16 protein-coding genes are annotated in these 19,256 nt (G+C 36.1%); 9 read left to right on the top strand and 7 right to left on the bottom strand.

Annotation, left to right across the window (positions count from 1 at the left end):
• Positions 1–264: 264 nt before the first annotated feature.
• The gene (locus tag BW926_RS13225; RefSeq protein WP_228403457.1) at positions 265–708 is read right to left on the bottom strand and encodes a DUF6702 family protein; all 444 of its coding nucleotides are present in this window, start codon (positions 706–708) and stop codon (positions 265–267) included.
• 124 nt (positions 709–832) lie between these two features.
• Between BW926_RS13225 and BW926_RS13220 the strand changes: the two genes are divergently transcribed.
• Positions 833–1,411, top strand: coding sequence for a HupE/UreJ family protein (locus tag BW926_RS13220; protein WP_076447749.1), 579 nt, complete (start codon positions 833–835; stop codon positions 1,409–1,411).
• Between the two features lie 68 nt (positions 1,412–1,479).
• Positions 1,480–3,861: a M1 family metallopeptidase gene (locus BW926_RS13215; RefSeq protein ID WP_076447747.1), complete on the top strand. Its 2,382-nt coding sequence runs from the start codon at positions 1,480–1,482 to the stop codon at positions 3,859–3,861.
• 255 nt (positions 3,862–4,116) lie between these two features.
• On the opposite strand, the gene BW926_RS13210 is transcribed toward BW926_RS13215, so the two are convergent.
• Positions 4,117–4,578, bottom strand: a complete 462-nt coding sequence (locus tag BW926_RS13210; RefSeq protein WP_228403456.1) for a hypothetical protein — start codon at positions 4,576–4,578, stop codon at positions 4,117–4,119.
• 265 nt (positions 4,579–4,843) lie between these two features.
• Between BW926_RS13210 and groES the strand changes: the two genes are divergently transcribed.
• Together groES and groL are read left to right on the top strand one after the other, a co-directional pair.
• Positions 4,844–5,122, top strand: coding sequence for a co-chaperone GroES (gene groES, locus BW926_RS13205; protein WP_029295711.1), 279 nt, complete (start codon positions 4,844–4,846; stop codon positions 5,120–5,122).
• A 107-nt stretch (positions 5,123–5,229) separates the two neighbouring features.
• On the top strand, positions 5,230–6,855 hold the full coding sequence (gene groL, locus BW926_RS13200) for a chaperonin GroEL (RefSeq protein WP_076447746.1): 1,626 nt from the start codon (positions 5,230–5,232) through the stop codon (positions 6,853–6,855).
• 233 nt (positions 6,856–7,088) lie between these two features.
• On the opposite strand, the gene BW926_RS13195 is transcribed toward groL, so the two are convergent.
• Positions 7,089–7,640, bottom strand: a complete 552-nt coding sequence (locus tag BW926_RS13195; protein WP_143756555.1) for a hypothetical protein — start codon at positions 7,638–7,640, stop codon at positions 7,089–7,091.
• A 10-nt stretch (positions 7,641–7,650) separates the two neighbouring features.
• Positions 7,651–8,268, bottom strand: coding sequence for a hypothetical protein (locus BW926_RS13190; RefSeq protein WP_143756554.1), 618 nt, complete (start codon positions 8,266–8,268; stop codon positions 7,651–7,653).
• Between the two features lie 781 nt (positions 8,269–9,049).
• On the opposite strand from BW926_RS13190, the gene BW926_RS13185 reads away from it, so the two are divergent.
• Positions 9,050–10,342 (top strand): MFS transporter, encoded by a 1,293-nt coding sequence (locus tag BW926_RS13185; protein WP_076447755.1) that lies wholly within the window; start codon positions 9,050–9,052, stop codon positions 10,340–10,342.
• A gap of 57 nt (positions 10,343–10,399) precedes the next feature.
• On the opposite strand, the gene BW926_RS13180 is transcribed toward BW926_RS13185, so the two are convergent.
• Positions 10,400–10,612 carry a hypothetical protein gene (locus tag BW926_RS13180; RefSeq protein WP_076447741.1) on the bottom strand — a complete coding sequence of 71 codons (213 nt, stop codon included), beginning with the start codon at positions 10,610–10,612 and terminating at the stop codon, positions 10,400–10,402.
• A gap of 336 nt (positions 10,613–10,948) precedes the next feature.
• On the opposite strand from BW926_RS13180, the gene BW926_RS13175 reads away from it, so the two are divergent.
• On the top strand, positions 10,949–13,318 hold the full coding sequence (locus tag BW926_RS13175) for a patatin-like phospholipase family protein (protein ID WP_076447740.1): 2,370 nt from the start codon (positions 10,949–10,951) through the stop codon (positions 13,316–13,318).
• 15 nt (positions 13,319–13,333) lie between these two features.
• Here the strand turns inward: BW926_RS13175 and BW926_RS13170 are convergent, their stop codons facing one another.
• Both BW926_RS13170 and truA read right to left on the bottom strand, forming a co-directional pair.
• Positions 13,334–15,094, bottom strand: coding sequence for an ABC transporter ATP-binding protein (locus tag BW926_RS13170; protein WP_076447738.1), 1,761 nt, complete (start codon positions 15,092–15,094; stop codon positions 13,334–13,336).
• A gap of 181 nt (positions 15,095–15,275) precedes the next feature.
• The gene (gene truA, locus BW926_RS13165) at positions 15,276–16,034 is read right to left on the bottom strand and encodes a tRNA pseudouridine(38-40) synthase TruA (RefSeq protein WP_083672331.1); all 759 of its coding nucleotides are present in this window, start codon (positions 16,032–16,034) and stop codon (positions 15,276–15,278) included.
• Positions 16,035–16,351: 317 nt separating this feature from the next.
• Between truA and lpxK the strand changes: the two genes are divergently transcribed.
• The 3 genes from lpxK (at position 16,352) to BW926_RS13150 (ending at position 18,950) form a co-directional block, all read left to right on the top strand.
• Positions 16,352–17,377, top strand: coding sequence for a tetraacyldisaccharide 4'-kinase (gene lpxK, locus BW926_RS13160; RefSeq protein ID WP_076447737.1), 1,026 nt, complete (start codon positions 16,352–16,354; stop codon positions 17,375–17,377).
• A complete protein-coding gene (locus BW926_RS13155) occupies positions 17,361–18,176 on the top strand; it encodes a purine-nucleoside phosphorylase (protein ID WP_076447735.1) in 816 nt (271 codons plus the stop codon). The genes lpxK and BW926_RS13155 overlap by 17 nt, the downstream gene beginning before the upstream one ends.
• A gap of 258 nt (positions 18,177–18,434) precedes the next feature.
• Positions 18,435–18,950, top strand: a complete 516-nt coding sequence (locus BW926_RS13150) for a TlpA family protein disulfide reductase (RefSeq protein ID WP_076447734.1) — start codon at positions 18,435–18,437, stop codon at positions 18,948–18,950.
• Positions 18,951–19,256 lie beyond the last annotated feature (306 nt).

Below are 19,256 nucleotides of genomic sequence, written 5' to 3'. Positions count from 1 at the left end.
TTAAAAGCTGGATCATAGATTTTTCGCCCTTGTTTCATACGTTAAAATTAAGGTTTTATGCTTAACTCTAACTGGAAGCTAAATTAGTATATCCAAAGCTTATTTTTAGCCGAAGATTTTCCTATTCCTACATTTCCCGTGGTTAGGTTAATTTCCATTCTTTCAATCAAACCTCTGCCGGTGGAATTTCTAATATAAAATCTTCTTCCGACCCGTTGATTAATGTAGCCACAGTACCCAAGACCCCAGTATTTATCCGAAAAATTAGAATTGCTGATATAAATAGCGATTAGGGTAAATCAGTTTTTCACTTTTCCTTTGTCCGTTTACAATAATATGAACAATATTAATCTGGTCATCAAAAAGATTATAAAGAAAACTAACTGCGGCTTCCATTTTTTTGGGATTATCCACCACTTCGGACTCCATATAAACGTTTACAGATTCATGATCTTCTTCATATCCGATAAAATCAAATTTTAAAAGCCTATTGTTACTTTTAAGCTTAAAGTACTCTGAGCAATATTTTTTTAATGCTTCATTAATTTTCACTTTATATTTTCCATCATTAAAATGAAAGGACTGGCCATATTTTTTAGCAAGTCCATTTTCCAGGTCATCAAGAAAAAATCTTCCGGTAATCTCAAAAGTTTTGGATTTTGAATTGTAATTGATTTCCACAGAACCCACATGGTAAGGGTGCTTCACTTTTGTAAAAGAAAATAAGAACAGGACAGGAAACAAAAAAAAACACAAAACTTTCATAAGGCTGTACAATTAATTTGTTTCGAAATTAATCATTATTTTCGTAAGCGTTTATATTTTACTTTATATGCAGGATTTTCTATTTTATTTAAACCTTGGCTGGGAACATATTATATCACTAGACGCACTTGATCATCAGCTTTTTGTTTTAGCTTTAATCGTAGTTTATTCTTTCAGTGACTGGAAAAAGGTCTTAATTCTCATAACCGCCTTTACCATAGGACATTCCATTACCCTAGCACTAAGTACTTTAGATATCGTACGAGTCAATTCAGACTGGGTAGAATTTCTAATTCCGCTAACCATTGTTCTAACTTCTTTGGATAACATCCTGATGAAGAGTAAAAAGCAGACATTAATGAAAGCCAACTATTACTTAGCCTTAATTTTTGGGCTTATCCACGGGATGGGTTTCGCCAATACAGCAAGAGTAATGATAGCAAAAAACCAAAGCATTACCATACCGCTTTTAGGCTTTAATATAGGTCTGGAGCTGGGGCAAATTGCCATTGTTTTTGGAATTTTGATTTTATTATTCATTTTGCTTACAATTTTTAAGGTCAATCAGAAAGACTGGGTTCTTTTTATATCATCAGGAGTCTTTGCTTTATCTCTAAAAATGACTTTAGAAAGAATTCCCTTTTAAGCTTGAAACATTTTAAAGTTTTCAACTACTAATCATTATATTTATCAATTCTTAAAACAATTTCGGTTATGAAACTAAAAGTCGCCACATTTTCCCTATTTGTATTTACGTATACAGGTTTCACCGCACAAAATATCCAGAATAATCCGGGTAGCAACCACGGAAATAAATTCGAACAATTAGGAACCATCCTTCCTACACCCAATATTTACAGAACAGCATCAGGAGCGCCCGGCCACGGCTATTGGCAAAACAGGGCAGATTATGACATCGCTGCCTACCTCGATGAAGACAAAAGAAATCTGAAGGGATCAGAAACAGTTACCTACTACAACAATTCACCGGATGAGCTTGAATATATCTGGCTTCAGCTTGACGAAAACCAACAATCGAGCGTTAAAAAGGCAGATTTTCCATACTCTTCTACCCTTCCGAAAGCTGCTAATAATGAACAGTTGAGAACTACAGAATTGCCCGTAAAAGATAACGGATATGGCGTAAATCTTGAAAAAGTAACAGATATCTCCGGAAATCCTTTAAAATATACGATAAACAAGACCATGATGCGTATTGATTTACCAAAACCTTTAAAAAAGGGAGAAAAGCTTACCTTCAAAGTAGACTGGAACTATAACATCCCAAACAGAATGAAAATGGGCGGCCGCGGCGGTTATGAGAACTTTGAAGAAGACGGAAATGATCTTTACACCATGGCGCAATGGTATCCGAGGATGTGTGTTTACAGTGATTTTCACGGATGGCAGAACCACCAGTTTACAGGAAGAGGAGAATTTGCGTTGGCATTCGGGAATTTTAAAGTTTCCATGAATGTTCCTGCAGATCACGTTGTAGGGGGAACGGGAGAATGTAAAAATTACGATCAGGTTTTAAGTTCAGGCCAATTATCAAGATATAATAAAGCGAAGACTTCGGCCGAACCTGTTGAAATCGTTACCCTCGAAGAAGCCAAAAAAGCAGAAAAAAATCATTCCAAGCAAAGAAAAACATGGGTTTTCGAAGCGAATGACGTAAGAGATTTTGCTTGGACTTCTTCAAGAAAATTCGTTTGGGACGGAATGGGCATTACCATCCCTGAAAACAACAATAAAGTAATGGCCATGAGCTTTTACCCGAAAGAAGCCTACGGACTGTACAGAAAATATTCCACAAAAGCGGTGGCACATACCATTAAAACCTATTCGGAATTCACCATCCCTTACCCATATCCGGTGGCACAGTCAGTAGAAGCCTCCAATGGTATGGAATATCCAATGATCTGCTTTAATTATGGAAGAACAGAAAAAGACGGAACATACTCCGAAGCCATCAAAAACGGAATGCTAGGTGTAGTCATCCACGAAGTAGGTCACAACTTTTTTCCCATGATCATCAATTCTGATGAAAGACAATGGACCTGGATGGATGAAGGCCTAAACACTTTCGTAGAATATCTTACGGAAGAAAGATGGGATAATAAATTCCCGTCAAAAAGAGGACCGGCATGGACGATCGTTGATTATATGAAACTTCCTAAGGATCAGCTGGAACCCATCATGACCAATTCTGAAAATATTGTTCAGTTTGGGCCTAATGCTTATGCAAAACCCGCTACCGGACTCAATATTCTTCGTGAAACCATCATGGGAAGGGAGCTTTTTGATAAAGCTTTTAAAACTTATGCCAAAAGATGGGCTTTCAGACATCCTGAACCCGCGGATTTTTTCAGAACAATGGAAGACGCCAGCGGTGAAGATCTGGACTGGTTTTGGAGAGGATGGTTCTACGGAACAGATCCTGTAGACATCGCTATCGATAAGATAACCATAGCAACTCCCGATCTCAATACCGTTGCAAGGGAAGGAAAAGAAGTAAAATATAAAGTAGAAAAGCCTCTTCTGAATGACTTTGAAGATATATCAAAAATTAGGAACAGAGAAGATAAAAATATCACTTTCTACGTAGATAAAGATAAAGATGCCCAGGATTTCTATTACAGATATGACCGGGGCCAGGAAAAAGTGGATAATAGTAAAGAATACACTTTCAAATTTGAAGGAAGTGAAGCTTTAAATCAAAAAGATAAAGATAAGTTTAAAAACCTTACAGCCTATCAGATAGATTTTACGAACAAAGGCGGCCTGGTAATGCCAATCATCCTTGAGTTCACATTTGAAGACGGAACAAAACTGACTGACAAATCTTCTGCTCAGATCTGGAGAATGAACGAGCAGAATGTTTCCAAGACGTATTATTTTGATAAAAAATTAAAATCAATCCAGCTGGATCCGATGCGCGAAACAGCCGACATTGACATATCAAACAACTTCTGGAGTAATGATGGCGGATCAGGACAGGTTTCCAAATTTGATTTATTTAAGCAAAAAGAAAGCGGAAATGCCAGAGGAGCATCCAACGGAAGGGTAAACCCGATGCAGGCAGCAGGAAAGTAATGTAACTTTTTACGTAAAAACACTATTCCATCGAAATGCTAATTTTGATTATAATCCAAATGTCAAAAGGTATAATAAATGCTTATATCGAATTATATTCAGGATATCACACCTTATTTAAACCTTAGCACAAGGGAAATTTTAAAAACAGGAAGTTAATTCCAACGGAAGAAAAATGATCATGGAATATGTGAAATAAATCAATAAAAGAGAGACTGTCTTTTAACAGTCTCTCTTTTATAGACATTTTATTTATTATTGAATTGAAAAAGTGGAAACAATGGTTCCTTTTTCGTCCAAAGCATTGGGGTTGGTTACTGTAATACCATATTCGCCAGCTGGCTTATCTTTCAGGGTAATCAGGTAAGAGCTTGTACCGTATTTTTTAGCAGTAAAATTCAGATATGCCAACTTATTGGTTTTTGTAGTTCCCCATGTATTTGTGGATTCTAATTCTGCTCTTCTGTATTTCCTACTTGAATCAAACTTAAAGATTTTTACAATAGCCATTGGATCCGTATTGTTGTCAACAGCACGTACAATAAACTGGATATTATCTGAAGGTTTCAGCTTCGTCGCGGAGCAGCATCCATCAATCTGCAGTTTAGATTTCACACTTCCGATACCTGTAATAACCCTGGTTACATCATTTGCAGATCTTATCTGAGTAGTATGTTTTTCGAGAAGCTGGGTCGTATTATCCGATTTTAATACCATTGATTCTCCTATGAATTCGGGTTCCTGAACGTTTTGTGCAAAAGTACTTGCAGATCAAAGTAGGGATATTGTTACTATTGCAACAGTTAAAAATTTTCTCATTGTGTTTTTATGTGTTTTTTAATTAATATTAACCGTTTGATAACAAAAACTCTGCCAAAATTTCCACTTGAAAAAAGTAAATTCTGCCATTTCAGCCACAGAAAATCGATGGCACACATTTAGAGAATTACAAGACATAAATAATTAAAAAATTAAATATATTATGTCAGTAAACTTTAAACCATTAGCAGACAGAGTTTTGATCGAGCCGATCGCTGCAGAAACTAAAACAGCTTCAGGTATTATTATTCCGGACACCGCAAAAGAAAAACCTCAGGAAGGTACTGTTGTGGCAGTAGGCCCGGGTAAAAAAGATGAGCCTACAACTGTTAAAGTAGGTGACAAAGTTCTTTACGGGAAATATTCAGGATCTGAATTGAAATTGGAAGGAAAGGATTATTTAATTGTAAAAGAAGGAGATTTACTAGGAATCATCGGATAAGATTCCAGATACAAGACATCAGATTTCAGATTTATTTAAGTTAAATTCAAATTAAAACCAGTGTTAATGTCTAACTTCTGACATCTAACATCTAATATCTAATCAAAATGGCAAAAGAAATAAAATTCGATATTGAATCAAGAGACGCTTTAAAAAGAGGTGTTGATGCATTGGCTAATGCAGTAAAAGTAACTTTAGGACCTAAGGGTAGAAACGTAGTAATCGAAAAATCTTTCGGTGCACCTCACGTTACTAAAGATGGGGTTTCAGTTGCAAAAGAAATCGAACTTGAAGACAGAGTAGAAAACATGGGAGCGCAAATGGTAAAAGAAGTTGCTTCCAAAACTAATGATATTGCGGGAGACGGTACTACTACCGCCACTGTTTTGGCACAGGCTATCGTAAGAGAAGGTCTTAAAAACGTAGCTGCTGGTGCAAACCCAATGGACTTGAAAAGAGGTATCGACAAAGCTGTAACTGCAGTTGTTGAAAACCTTAAAACTCAATCTCAGGCTGTTGGAGATTCTACAGATAAAGTAAAGCAAGTAGCTTCTGTATCTGCTAACAACGACGAAACAATCGGTGCTTTGATCGCTGAAGCTTTCGGAAAAGTGGGTAAAGAAGGTGTTATTACTGTAGAAGAAGCTAAAGGTATTGATACAACTGTTGACGTGGTAGAAGGTATGCAGTTTGACAGAGGTTACCAGTCGCCATATTTCGTGACAAACCCTGAGAAAATGTTAGCTGAGCTAGAAAATCCATATATCCTTTTAGTTGAGAAAAAAATCTCTTCCATGAAAGAATTGCTTCCCGTACTTGAACCAATCGCTCAAGGTGGTAAATCTTTATTAATTATCTCTGAAGAAGTTGAAGGTGAAGCTTTAGCAACTTTAGTGGTAAACAAATTGAGAGGTTCTCTTAAAATTGCTGCTGTAAAAGCTCCAGGATTCGGAGACAGAAGAAAAGCAATGTTGGAAGATATCGCAATCCTTACAGGAGGTACTGTTATTTCTGAGGAACAAGGTTTCACAATGGAAAACATTACGATCGATATGTTGGGAACTGCTGAGAAAGTATCTATCGATAAAGACAACACAACGATCGTAAACGGTGGTGGTGAAGAAAGCAAAATCAAAGGAAGAGTTGCACAGATCAAAGCTCAGATGGAAACTTCTACTTCTGACTATGATAAAGAAAAATTGCAGGAGAGATTGGCTAAATTAGCGGGAGGTGTTGCCGTACTTTATGTAGGTGCCGCTTCTGAAGTTGAAATGAAGGAGAAAAAAGACAGAGTAGATGATGCACTTCACGCTACAAGAGCAGCTGTTGAAGAAGGTATCGTAGCCGGTGGTGGTGTTGCTTTGGTAAGAGCAATCACTTCATTAGAAAACCTTTCCGGGTCTAATGCAGACGAAACTACAGGGATCAAAATTGTAAAAAGAGCCATCGAGGAGCCATTAAGACAAATCGTTGCCAATGCAGGTGGTGAAGGTTCTGTAATCGTTGCTAAAGTAGCAGAAGGAAACGGAGATTTCGGATACAACGCAAAAACTGACGAGTATGTCAATATGCTTGAAGCAGGGATCATCGACCCTACAAAAGTAACAAGAGTTGCCCTTGAAAACGCAGCTTCTGTTTCTGGAATGCTTTTAACAACTGAGTGTGTAATCACTGAAGTGAAAAAAGACGAGCCAGCTATGCCAATGGGTGGTGGAATGCCCGGAATGATGTAGTCTTAACCGCTATAAATAAAATTAAAACCGCCCTGTTTTCGTGGGGCGGTTTTTGATTTTGATTGAATTAAATAGATAGGAGAAATGAAATATAAATTTTATAATTCATTAATCTCCTCTTTACCATCCATCCTAGATCGACGTCAAGAGGATGTGAAAAATTGACTCATCTGGCCCGCCATAAAAGAATCACCTTAAAATCAAAACGGCTTTTTATTTTCACTCTTTATGATTTAAAAAATACTATTCAACCCTTTTTTTACGGTATTAATTCCTTTAGTTGTTGTTCTTTTAACCTCTGTTCCGGTTTTTTTCAGTCCGCTTTCCGTTTTGCTGACTGTCGTTTTCACCCCCGACTCTACTGTTTTCGTAACCTGGTTATTGGCGATTGTATTTACCGCACCGTTTACGATTTTACCAGCTTCCTGAACGGGCTTTCCTGAAACAATACCTAATGCTGCATTTTTCAAAGTCTGTGTAGAAGTTTTCAGGTAGTTTTCATATTTCGAATTCACTTCTCCCCCTTTGGCTACATATCCTTTTTTAGACTCAAGATATTTTTCCTGAGCACTCTGAAGTTGCATTTTTGCAGCTTCAATTTTCTCAGGAATATTTGTGCTCACTGCTTCATCATATTTCTTTTGGGCATCGGCCAGTGCTAAAGCTGCAGTTTCATAAGATTTTGTAAAATCAATTTTGGCTTCAGTATGGGTTTCATTTTGTTTACAGCTGTTCATTGATACAACGGCTGTTACTAATGCTAATATTAATAAGCTTTTTTTCATTTCTGTGATTTTATTTATTAATTTGTTCAGTTAATTTTTTGATTTCCTCATCTTCTTTCGACTGCGAAATATCGCCATTCAGTTTATTGATTTCCAGGGCATTAATCTGCTTTGCGAGATTGAGATATTTTAAATATTGATTAAGCATTTCAATTTTCTTTTCCGGGGAAACAGTAGCTGCATTCACATTGGCTACAAAAGTTTCCATATTGTCGCTGCACAGGATATAGGCCTGAAAAGCATTGGATGAAAAATGATCCGAAACCAGAGCATTGTTTTCCAAGCCATTATAAAGTTTCGGCATTTCAACGGGGGCCTGCTGTATCAGTTCATTGAGGTCTGCACCTTTTTTTGCCGGATTCAGGTACATTCCGTTTACTCTCATTTCGCTGCTTTCGATGGAAAGATTGGTCGCATTCAGCAGCTTTACAAGATTCTTTTTCTGAGTCGAGTCTGATAAAATTGTTGTTAAGCTCAACGCCACAAAAAAACCGGTAAATGTAGAAATCAGGGAAATAGAAAACTCAAAAGTTCTTTTATGCTTATCCCTAAAGACTTTAAGCTTGGGTGTATTAATAAGATATAGGCTGAATATGACCAGAAGGCACACAATAAAAATATACATCATTTGTTTTTTGCCAAACCATTCAATTTTCGTGCCTATAATCTATTAATAATTATTTTTTTTAACTTAAATTAAAAATACAAATCATAAAATATCAAAATAAGAAATTAACCCTAAAAAAATAAAAATTAAAAGAAATAAATTCATTAATTTTACAAAACCATAATTAAAATTAATTTATTTAATAAACTTATTAAAACTTTTTAGAAGCAATTTCCCGCTTTTCACTATATCTTTTGTTTCGCTTCGCTACACAAAAGGATGCCGTTACAATCGGGGCTATGGTTATTGTCATTTAAGCAATAGTAAAGATCTACAGAAAATAAAAAGTTTAAACAGATTTAATATATAGATCAACCATTTCAGTACACTGAATGGATTTTTAATATTTCATACATAGCTTATCAGATTCCATTAAAAGACTTTAGAAATGCCAACGAAAACAGCGGCGGTGTGATGATCTACGTTCAGTTTTTATTACTTCTAAGCAAAATTTAGCACTTGATTTATAGATTGCAGAGCACACATTACGGAACAGGAAAAGGAGATTTCACAATGACCAGCGATGTGGCATAACACCTGATATGCACGAATATCTGAAACGGGAAATATATTGTTGAAACCAATGCGAATGGTGCCAGAATTATGATTGACGGGCCGTGGATCGGCTTCAGAAGTGAATTGTCTTTGGGATAAAGGTTTTAGTATCGACAGATCGGAAATTTCTAAGGCTGGAAACATAATTTATTTGATTTATAATGGAAAAAAGAAATATCTTTCCTACATGAATTCATTACAAATCACCACTGGCCAGAGAATAAAAGCTATTGTGGGCGGTTCCATCGGAAATCTGGTAGAATGGTACGATTGGTATGCCTATGCTGCGTTTGCCATTTATTTTTCCAATTCCTTTTTCCCGGGAGCGAGCCCCACGGCTCAACTTATGAATACTGCAGGAATCTTTGCCGTAGGTTTCTTGATGCGTCCCATCGGTGGATGGCTTTTTGGAAGTATTGCCGACAAAATCGGGAGAAAAAGATCAATGACACTTTCGGTTTTATTGATGTCGTTCGGTTCTTTATTGATTGCCCTGACTCCTACTTATGAAACAATAGGTATTTTAGCTCCTATGTTATTACTGATTGCGAGATTATTACAAGGATTAAGCGTTGGCGGAGAATATGGTGTTTCCGCAACTTACCTCAGTGAGATGGCAACCAGCAACAGAAGAGGATTTTATTCAAGCTTTCAGTATGTAACTCTGATCGGCGGGCAATTAATTGCGCTGGGAATTCAGTTGATTTTACAGAAACTGCTCCTGACAGAAACCGAGCTGGAAACTTGGGGATGGAGGATTCCTTTTGTGATCGGAGCGATACTTTCGGTGGTTGCCTTATACTTAAGATCAAACCTTCATGAAACCGAGGCTTTTGAAAATAAAAAAGAAGTCAGCGAAAATAAAAAAGGAACCATCAGGGAATTATTAAAGCATCCACAAGCCCTGTTAACCGTTATCGGACTTACATTAGGCGGAACATTGGCCTTTTACACTTACACCACCTACATGCAAAAATTCCTGGTGAATACCGTTCACCTTACCAAAGAAGAATCTACTTTGATTTCTTTTATTTCATTGTTTATTTTCGCTTGTCTACAGCCTATTTTTGGGGCTTTATCTGATAAAATCGGGCGAAGACCTCTTCTTTTAAGCTTTGGGATCTTAGGGACGGTTTTCACTTATCCTCTTCTTAATGCTTTAAGCACAACTACCTCTATGTGGGGTGCATTTTTCCTGATTATGTGTGCTTTATTTATTGTGAGTGGTTATACATCTATCAATGCCGTTGTAAAAGCTGAGCTTTTCCCATCTGAAGTGAGGGCTTTGGGTGTAGGATTGCCTTATGCTTTGACAGTTGCTATTTTTGGAGGAAGTGCTGAATACATTGCACTCTGGTTAAAAAACGCCAATGTAGAGCACTATTTTTACTGGTATATTACGGCCTGTATTTTCTTTTCGTTCATTGTTTATTCAAGAATGAAAGACACCAAAGAGACTTCTACTTTGGATAAAGACTGATTTAATTAATTATATAAAAAACGCGTGGCTCAGGTTCCCTGAGCCACGCCTTCTATTTTAATGATAGGCTTGTTTGAATTTTTCAAGGATACTATCCAAGTTATGGCGCTGGACATATACACTTTTTACATCTTGATATCTTGGTGATTTATAGAACACTTCATGGAAATCCATACTTCCGTTTCCTACTTTCACTACTTTCTGTACTTCAATATTCAGTTTTCTGAGCTCATCTTTAAAGGCCTGAAATTCATCTTGTATATTCTTCATTTATTTTGGATTTAATTTAATAAAATTATTATTCACTATCAAACATCCTACCGGTTTTTAGGGGGTCATGTTCCAAATTCTCATTAAAGTTAGTGAATTAATTAATATAAATGTAACATTCTATTGATATTTAATTTATTTTATTGAAAATTTCAACAATAATTATTCTATTTAATAATAAGTCGAATATTTTTACTATTGAAGCAATAATTTATTCTTTTTCTAGTTTTATTCTGTAAATGAATTAAGATTTATTAAAAAATATAAAATAAAATCAAGCAGGAATATACTTTTACGTTTTTTTTTATAATTTTGCACAAAACACATAATAATATAATGAAAAAAATTATCATGATTTTGTCATTCATAATGACAAGTACTTGGTTATATTCACAAGATTCAATAAAACTTCATTCTCCGGTTATTACTAAAGATACTAAATTCGGTCTTGCACTCAGCGGCGGCGGTGCAAAAGGGTTTGCCCATTTAGGTATTCTTAGAATGATCGATTCCTTAGGAATTAAAGTGGATTATATCACAGGAACCAGTATGGGGGGCATTCTGGGAGGGCTGTATGCGATGGGATACAATGGCGACCAGCTAAAAAAAGCAGTATACAATACCAACTGGAAGCGTGTTCTTAGCAATAAGATCCCTTACAATAAGGTTAATATCAGTGAAAAAGATGAGTATAACAAATATATCATAGAATTCCCATTCGTAAACGGAAAACCATCCCTCCCAAGCTCTTATATCGAAGGTCAATATATGTCAGAAGTATTGAATACCCTTACTTTTCCGGCGAAGCATGTGAATGATTTCAGCAAGCTTCCTATTCCGGTAGAGCTTACCTCTTCAGATATTGTAAACGGTGGCCTGGTGATGCAGAAAAAAGGCTCACTTCCTTTGGCTATTCGTGCAACACTGGCCATTCCGGCGGCTTTTGCTCCGGTGTATATTGACAAAAAGCTATTGGTAGACGGTGGGCTGGATCGTAATTTTCCGGCTCAGGAGGTAAAAGATATGGGCGCGGATTACGTAATCGGTGGATACACAGGATTCAGACTTTTCACAAAGGAAGAAATCGAAAATCCTTTGAAAATGATCTATCAGACTCATGCTTTCAGTTCTGTTCAGGATTTCACAAAACAGAAAAAAATGACTAATGTTTTGGTAGATTTTGTAAACCCACTGAACAATTATACTACTAAAGATTTTAAAAATTATAAAGAAATCATTAAAATCGGGGAGCAGGAAGCCAGAAAACATCTCCCTGAATTTGTAGCTTTGGCCAATGAACAACGCAGAGTGGGAATTGTTTATAACCATCAGCTCATTGAAGAAGTAAAAAAACCTACTGTACAATTTACCTATAGCGAAGACAATGGAACTCCATTAAGCAACCCATCTGAAATAGAAGGCATTAAATACCTGATGGGCCTAAAGGAAGGTGTATATTATGATGTACAGACAGTAAACAAGGCTATTGACAGGGTTTTCGGAATGAGAGATTATGAGAAGGTTTATTATACTTATACGGATTCTCCAAACGGCTTGATTATGAATATTTTTGTAAAAAAAGCACGGCATGGAGCCTTAAAACTGGCTCTTCATTATGATAATGAACAATCCGTGGGGATTATTGTAAATTATACTTATAGAAATTACGCACAGGCAAAACTACGTGCTCTTGCTACTTTTGATATTTCGGAGCGATTCAAAGCGCGTCTACAGCTGCAAAAATTTATTGATGATAAATATCGCTGGTGGCTCAGTGTAGAAGGGAATATTTCGTTCCTAAAAAGCAATGACTTTCTCATCAGATACTCGGAAGATGATATAAACAGTAATAGCCTCTTCCCTGATTACACTTATAGAAACATTAAAGCTGGAACTGCTCTAAATTATAACTTTCACCCCAATACAGTTGCTTCTTTTGGTGTAGAGTTTAATGCTGAAAGCTTAAATAGATCTATTGACAAAATTACCCAAACTGTCACTGATATCTACAGCAAAAAGGTATATTATCATACCAATTTTAATATATTCCTAAAACTCAACCAAAATAGCCTCAACGCAAGATACTATCCTACGTCAGGGAATAACTTCCAGCTCATTACTAAATATTATTTTGGAGATAAGTATGATCTTTACGATCTCGATATGATCCAGCCGAACCTGTTTGCCAACCTTAATCCTGATGCAGAATATTATGAGAGGCCGAGAAACCTGCTAAGTTTGGCCATTAATGAGAACTTTACGTTTCCTATTACTAAAAGAATTTCTCTTACTGCCAATGCTTTTCTGGGAACTCATTTCTCTTCAAGATTAATAGAGAATGAGGAGTACACAGTTCCTTATTTATTCCTTAATCAGAAATATAATTTAGGGGGAAGTGAATCTAATACAGAAGGGATCAATCCCGGATTCAATGGCTTCCGGCAAAAGGAAATCCCTTTAAATTCTATTACTAAGGTAGGTTTAGATATCCAATACAAGATTATAAATAATCTATACTTTATCCCTTCTTTGCAATACGCAATAGCCAGTGATTATCTTTCGCCATTTAAAGAAAGTATTGCAGTTTTAGGTTATGGTCTCGGTTTAGGATACCATTCAATAGTAGGACCAATTAATATTAATGTTTCAAAAAATGATGCGCTCAATATCTGGAGAGCATATTTCAGTATAGGATTTAAATTTTAAAATACTGGAGGAGAACTAAGATTTTTGGTTCTCCTCTTCCATTTCCACTTCATGGCGCAGCTGCGCTTTGTACAGGGTAGAATAATATCCGTTTTTATCAAGAAGCTCCAAATGTTTTCCTTCTTCAACGATCTTACCGTGCTCCATGACGATGATTTTATCTGCCTTTTCAATGGTTGAAAGTCTATGTGCGATGATAATTGATGTTCTGTTTTTCGTAATTTTTTCCGTCGCTCTCTGGATTAACTTTTCACTTTCGTGGTCGATGGAAGACGTGGCTTCATCCAAAATTAAAATCTTCGGATCAGATAAATAAGCTCTCAGGAATGACAGTAATTGTCTCTGCCCAAGCGAAATCGACGAACCTCTTTCGCTTACCACATAATCATAGCCTCCGGGAAGACTTTCAATAAAATCATCTACCTCAATTTCTTTGGCTCCTGCCTTGATCTTATCTAAAGTAATCGCTTCGTTCCCAAATGCAAGATTCTCAAAAATACTTCCGTGGAACAGGAAAACGTCCTGCAGAACGACTCCGATATGGCTTCTTAAATTATATAATTCATAATCTTTAAGATCAATATCATCAATTAAAATATTCCCCGAATTAATATCGTATAACCTTGTAATCAAGCTAATAATGGTAGATTTTCCGGCTCCGGTTGCACCAACAATCGCAACAGTTTCCCCGGGATTCACTTTAAAATCAATTCCTTTTAAAACTTCCTGCTTTTCGTCGTAAGCAAAACGAACATTCTTAAATTCAATTTTCCCGTCAAAATGATCTTTTTCCACTTTTCCGGTATTCGGCATTGCATTATCTTCATCCATGAGTCCTAAAACCCTTTCTGCCCCAACAATCCCCCTCTGAATATTATTAAATCTGTCTGCAATCTGTCTCAAAGGGCGTATCAGCATTGAAATATATTGGATAAATGCAATCACAACTCCCGCACTGATCGTGATGTAACCTCCATAGAAAAGGATGAATCCGATAAAAAGTGACGAAATTAATTCCACCACCGGAAAAAACAATGAGAAAATGAAAACCGTTCTCAGCAAAGCTCCCTTTAAAGTAATATTAATATCATCAAATTTTTTAAACTCAGATTCCTGTCTGTTAAAAACCTGAATAATCGGCATTCCCGCCAATCTTTCCTGAACAAAAGAGTTCTGATTGGAGGTCCAGTTTCTTTCATCACCAAAAGCTTTCTTTAATCTTTTCTGGAAAAATCTTGTAATGATCACCATCAAAGGTAAAATAGCTAATGTGATATAACTTAAATGAACGTTTGTACTGAACATCATGACCAGCACAAAAACAATCCTCAGGACATCCCCAAATACCATCAGGAATCCGTCTGTATAAACCGTTGCAATGGTTTCAACATCTCCTACTGCCCTTGTTACCAGCTGGCCGATCGGTGTTTTATCAAAAAAAGAAGTTTTAAAATAAATAAGCTTACTATATAATCTTTCCCTGATATCCCGGATCACATTTTGTGAAATATAATTGGAGAAATAGACCAGGAAAAAATTTAAAACAGTTTCCGCAAACACCAAACCTACCAAAATGTAGATATGCTTCATCATTAAAGCCTTGTCTTTAAGCTTCGTGATGTCATTATCCACCACTTCCATAGTGAGATAAGGCCTGTAGGTAGAAACCATTGCCAATATAATAGAGATAATCAAAGTAAGGATAAACCACGACCGAAACTTCATCCCGATAAAGAACAGCCTCTTGATAATCCCCCAGGTATCTTGTTTTTTCATTGTATGAATTGAAGAAAGAATTAAAATAAAATTCCCTGCAAAAATAAGACTTTATAATTTCCCAGCCTTTACAACTTTGTGAAATCGTGATGAAAAACTCTGATTGGTGTTATTTATAGTATATATGATTTTTACGGATAACGAAACCTTGAAGGTTTCCCTATTAAAATATATTTTTATTTTAGTCAAATTCGTACCCCACATCTACCAGATAAAGCCCATGCGCCGGCGCGGAAGTTCCTGCAGAATTGCGGTGCTTATCTTCAATCACTTTTCGTAAATCCTGAGGCTCTATTTTTCCAGAACCAATTTCTACCATTGTTCCCACAATTGCCCTTACCATATTTCTTAGAAAACGATTCGCTGAAACGGTGAATCTCAGTTCGCTTCCGTTTTGTTCCCACTCTGCCTTATATATTTTGCAGATATTGGTTTTATTATCGGTTTTTAGTTTAGCAAAACTTGTAAAATCTTCATATTCAAATAAAATCTTACAGGCTTCATTCATTTTATCAATATCCAAACCTTTTTTCCAGTGTTGCCATGCAAATTCTTCCGTAAACGGATTCTTTTCCAGTGAAATATAATATTCATAGGTTCTGTAAGTAGCATCGAAGCGGGCATGAAAATCATCCCTCACCTGAAAAACTCTCTTAATCGAAATATCCGGTGGCAGAAAACTGTTCAGCCTGCGCGGAAGGCCTTCATCCAATGCCTTTTCTGTATCAAAATGGACAAAAATTTTCTTTGCATGAACGCCTGTATCGGTTCTTCCCGCCCCCGTTGTTTTAATCTCTTCCCTTAAAATAGTAGAAAGAGCTTTTTCTAATTCTTCCTGCACAGACACAGCATCCGGCTGGATCTGGTAGCCGAAATAATTTTTGCCGTTGTAGGAAAGTTCAATAAAATACCTCAATGTAATAAAATAAATATCTGTCATTCATTTCGATAGATAATTCAATTTGAATCAGTTCTAATTGTATTTCTTTAATAAACGAAATTAGTTTTGTTAACCTTGCGAGAAATTAAACGCAAAGACAAAACATTATTATTTATCCAAATTTTTTCAATATTTTAAAGATAAACAAAGGTGTTCACTTATTTATAGAAAGACCTGTTAAAATGCACAGCAGATTATAACTCTACAAAAATACTTTAATTTAATCATAATCAATAATCGAATTTTTAAAATAAATGTGGAAAAGTCAATACCATATTAATTAAAATCCATACGAAATTTCCTATTTTTGCAAGCGTATGAAAAGATGGTACCTTTATCCTTTTTCCCTCGGTTATCACATGGTAACGGGTATCCGAAACACAATGTATGATCTGGGGATTTTAAAATCAACAAAGTTCAAAACTCCGATAATCTGTGTCGGAAACCTTTCTGTGGGCGGAAGCGGAAAATCGCCAATGGTGATGTACCTTGCCCAGTTCCTGGCCAAACATTGCAGAACTGGAGTCTTGTCAAGAGGCTACGGACGGCTTACGAAAGGATATGCCGTAACGAATTATGAAAGTAATTACAAAATGGTAGGCGATGAAGCCATGCAGTTATTCGAACGCTTTAAAAACCGTTTTGTGATAGCTGTTTCCGAAGACAGAGTACCGGGAGCCCAAAAAGTGATTTCTGATATGGATCTTGATGTACTGGTGCTGGATGATGCAATGCAGCACAGGGCCATAAAGCCGGGATTCAATATTATGATGACGGATTTTAATGACCCTTATTTTAAAGATCACCTCCTTCCCGCCGGAGATCTGAGAGAATCAAGATCCGGTGCAAAACGAGCAGACATCATTATAGTAAGCAAATGCCCGGATGAACTAACAGAGGAAACCAAGCAATATTATATTTCCAGAATACGCCCGAATCTTACACAAAAGGTTTTCTTCTCATCCATCAGCTATGACGAAAATGTATACGGAAGAGAGAAAATGCTTCCCGACAACAATCTGAATTACTATGATATTCTTCTCATTACAGGAATTGCAAACCCAAAACCTCTGCTACAGCATCTTGCAAAATTTTCACAAAGGGTCAAGCATCTGAAATTCAGGGATCATCATAACTTTACAGAAGCAGATATAAAAAATATCGTCGCCGAATACAAAAAATTAGGTGAATATAAATTAATCTTAACAACAGAAAAAGATTACGTACGTCTTAAAACTTTTGACTATCTTAGAGATATTGTTTACTACTGGCCTATTAATGTAATTATTGATAAAAAGGAAGAATTCAACCAAATCATCTTAGATTATGTTAGAAAAAATTAAGCAGACCGCCGGATTCATTAGCAGCATTATTCAGGAGACACCGGATTTTGCAATAGTTTTAGGCTCTGGCTTGGGAAAATTACAGGACGAGGTTGAAGCTATCCATACACTGGAATATTCGGAAATCCCAGATTTTCCGCAAACTACGGTTGCCGGCCACAGCGGAAAACTCATTTACGGGATTCTCGAAGGCAAAAAAGTACTGATGATGAGCGGCCGCTTTCATTATTACGAAGGCCATTCTATTGAAACGGTAGTTTTCCCGATTCGTGTTTTTCATTTATTGAGAATTAAAAACCTGATTCTTTCTAATGCTTCCGGTGGTATCAATAAAGATTACAGCGTCGCAGATATCGCAATTATAAAAGACCATATCAACATGATGCCTGAGCATCCGCTTCGAGGCAAAAACATCGATTCTTTCGGCCCCCGTTTCGTTGATATGAGTGAACCGTACAACAAAAAAATGATTTCAGTCGCCGAAAAAGCAGCTTCTGAAAATAATATTAAAATTCATCAGGGAGTATATGTTGCCCTTCAAGGCCCTACTTTCGAAACTCCCGCCGAGTACGGAATGATTAAAGCGATCGGCGGCGATATGGTGGGGATGAGTACGGTTCCTGAAGTGATTGTTGCCAGACATATGGGAATGGATGTTTTCGGAATTTCCATTATTACGGATTTAGGCGGGCCTGAGATTGCTTTTTCTGTTTCCCATGAGGAAGTTTTGAATGCGGCGAATAAAGCAATGCCGAATGTGATTGCTGTTGTGAAAGGTTTGGTTAAGAATTATAATTAATTTTTATTATAAACATTAAGAAGTTAAGATTTAATTCACTCAAAACCCTTAATTAAAATCAATATTGATTTCTTCATTAAGTCATTTTCAAATTCTTAATTACTTAATGTTGGAAAGAATAAACAAGTTTATTTTAATTAAGAAATTTAAGCTTTCGTCCAATAGAAATCCTCAATCTCATAAATTTTTACTAAATCACCAAAAATAAATCCCTAATTGCGTTTCATTGTTTAGATTTGTATAAAATGAAACTGAAAAATGAAAAAATTATTATTACTATGCATGCTGGGTATTTTCGGATTGAGCTGTTCACAAAAAGTTCCAGAAAACAATAAGATGGGATTTTCCAAAGAAGCTCTGGCTCAAAAATTGGAAGATGAAGAAGGAAAAAGCATTACCGTACAACAGATTCTGGATCAGCATAAAGGAAAAATTTTAGTCATTGATTTCTGGGCCGGATGGTGTAGAGATTGTCTGAAAGCCCTTCCAAAAGCCAAGGAATTAGAAGAAAACAATAAAAATATCGATTTTGTTTTTTTCTCGCTAGACCGTTCAAAAGAAGGTTTTGATAAAAGCCTGGAACGATTTGAAATGAAAGACAAAGAAAACTACTGGTTTGCTTCAGGATGGAAAAATGATTTCAATAATTATATAGATTTAAATTGGATTCCGAGATATATGGTCATCGATCAAAAGTCTGACATTGCAAAATATTACGCTATTACTCCGGAAGATCCGGAAATTCAGGCTACCATTGATAAGCTTTTGAAATAATTTTTATTTTTATGGCAAAGTAAAACAAAGCCTTTTTTACTATTAATGATGTTCATTTTTATAAATCCTTGTCTATCCTTACGATTAAATAATCAAGACAAAAGAAAATAATTAAAAATACAAGAATCCATATCTTTGTGATATGGATTTTCCTTTTCCGATCCGCAAGATAATTCACGTTGATATGGATGCATTCTATGCTTCCGTGGAATGGATATGCAAATAAAATTTCCAGTTAGAGTTAAGCTACATTTTTGTAAATTTTGTTTTGATTGTTAAATTCTTCTATTGTTTGATAATTCAGGG

This window comes from Chryseobacterium sp. RU37D (genome assembly GCF_900156075.1).
Lineage (GTDB): Bacteria > Bacteroidota > Bacteroidia > Flavobacteriales > Weeksellaceae > Chryseobacterium.
Note: the sequence above shows the minus strand (reverse complement) of the source record. Positions and strands in the feature narration are given on the sequence as shown.

Bases quoted from the DNA above. Each gene is read 5' to 3' on its own strand.
- BW926_RS13220 (WP_076447749.1), top strand. From the start codon at position 833: ATGCAGGATTTTCTATTTTATTTAAACCTTGGCTGGGAACATATTATA.
- BW926_RS13215 (WP_076447747.1), top strand. From the start codon at position 1,480: ATGAAACTAAAAGTCGCCACATTTTCCCTATTTGTATTTACGTATACA.
- BW926_RS13210 (WP_228403456.1), bottom strand. From the start codon at position 4,578: ATGGTATTAAAATCGGATAATACGACCCAGCTTCTCGAAAAACATACT.
- groES (WP_029295711.1), top strand. From the start codon at position 4,844: ATGTCAGTAAACTTTAAACCATTAGCAGACAGAGTTTTGATCGAGCCG.
- groL (WP_076447746.1), top strand. From the start codon at position 5,230: ATGGCAAAAGAAATAAAATTCGATATTGAATCAAGAGACGCTTTAAAA.
- BW926_RS13195 (WP_143756555.1), bottom strand. From the start codon at position 7,640: ATGAAAAAAAGCTTATTAATATTAGCATTAGTAACAGCCGTTGTATCA.
- BW926_RS13190 (WP_143756554.1), bottom strand. From the start codon at position 8,268: ATGATGTATATTTTTATTGTGTGCCTTCTGGTCATATTCAGCCTATAT.
- BW926_RS13185 (WP_076447755.1), top strand. From the start codon at position 9,050: ATGAATTCATTACAAATCACCACTGGCCAGAGAATAAAAGCTATTGTG.
- BW926_RS13180 (WP_076447741.1), bottom strand. From the start codon at position 10,612: ATGAAGAATATACAAGATGAATTTCAGGCCTTTAAAGATGAGCTCAGA.
- BW926_RS13175 (WP_076447740.1), top strand. From the start codon at position 10,949: ATGAAAAAAATTATCATGATTTTGTCATTCATAATGACAAGTACTTGG.
- BW926_RS13170 (WP_076447738.1), bottom strand. From the start codon at position 15,094: ATGAAAAAACAAGATACCTGGGGGATTATCAAGAGGCTGTTCTTTATC.
- truA (WP_083672331.1), bottom strand. From the start codon at position 16,034: ATGACAGATATTTATTTTATTACATTGAGGTATTTTATTGAACTTTCC.
- lpxK (WP_076447737.1), top strand. From the start codon at position 16,352: ATGAAAAGATGGTACCTTTATCCTTTTTCCCTCGGTTATCACATGGTA.
- BW926_RS13155 (WP_076447735.1), top strand. From the start codon at position 17,361: ATGTTAGAAAAAATTAAGCAGACCGCCGGATTCATTAGCAGCATTATT.
- BW926_RS13150 (WP_076447734.1), top strand. From the start codon at position 18,435: ATGAAAAAATTATTATTACTATGCATGCTGGGTATTTTCGGATTGAGC.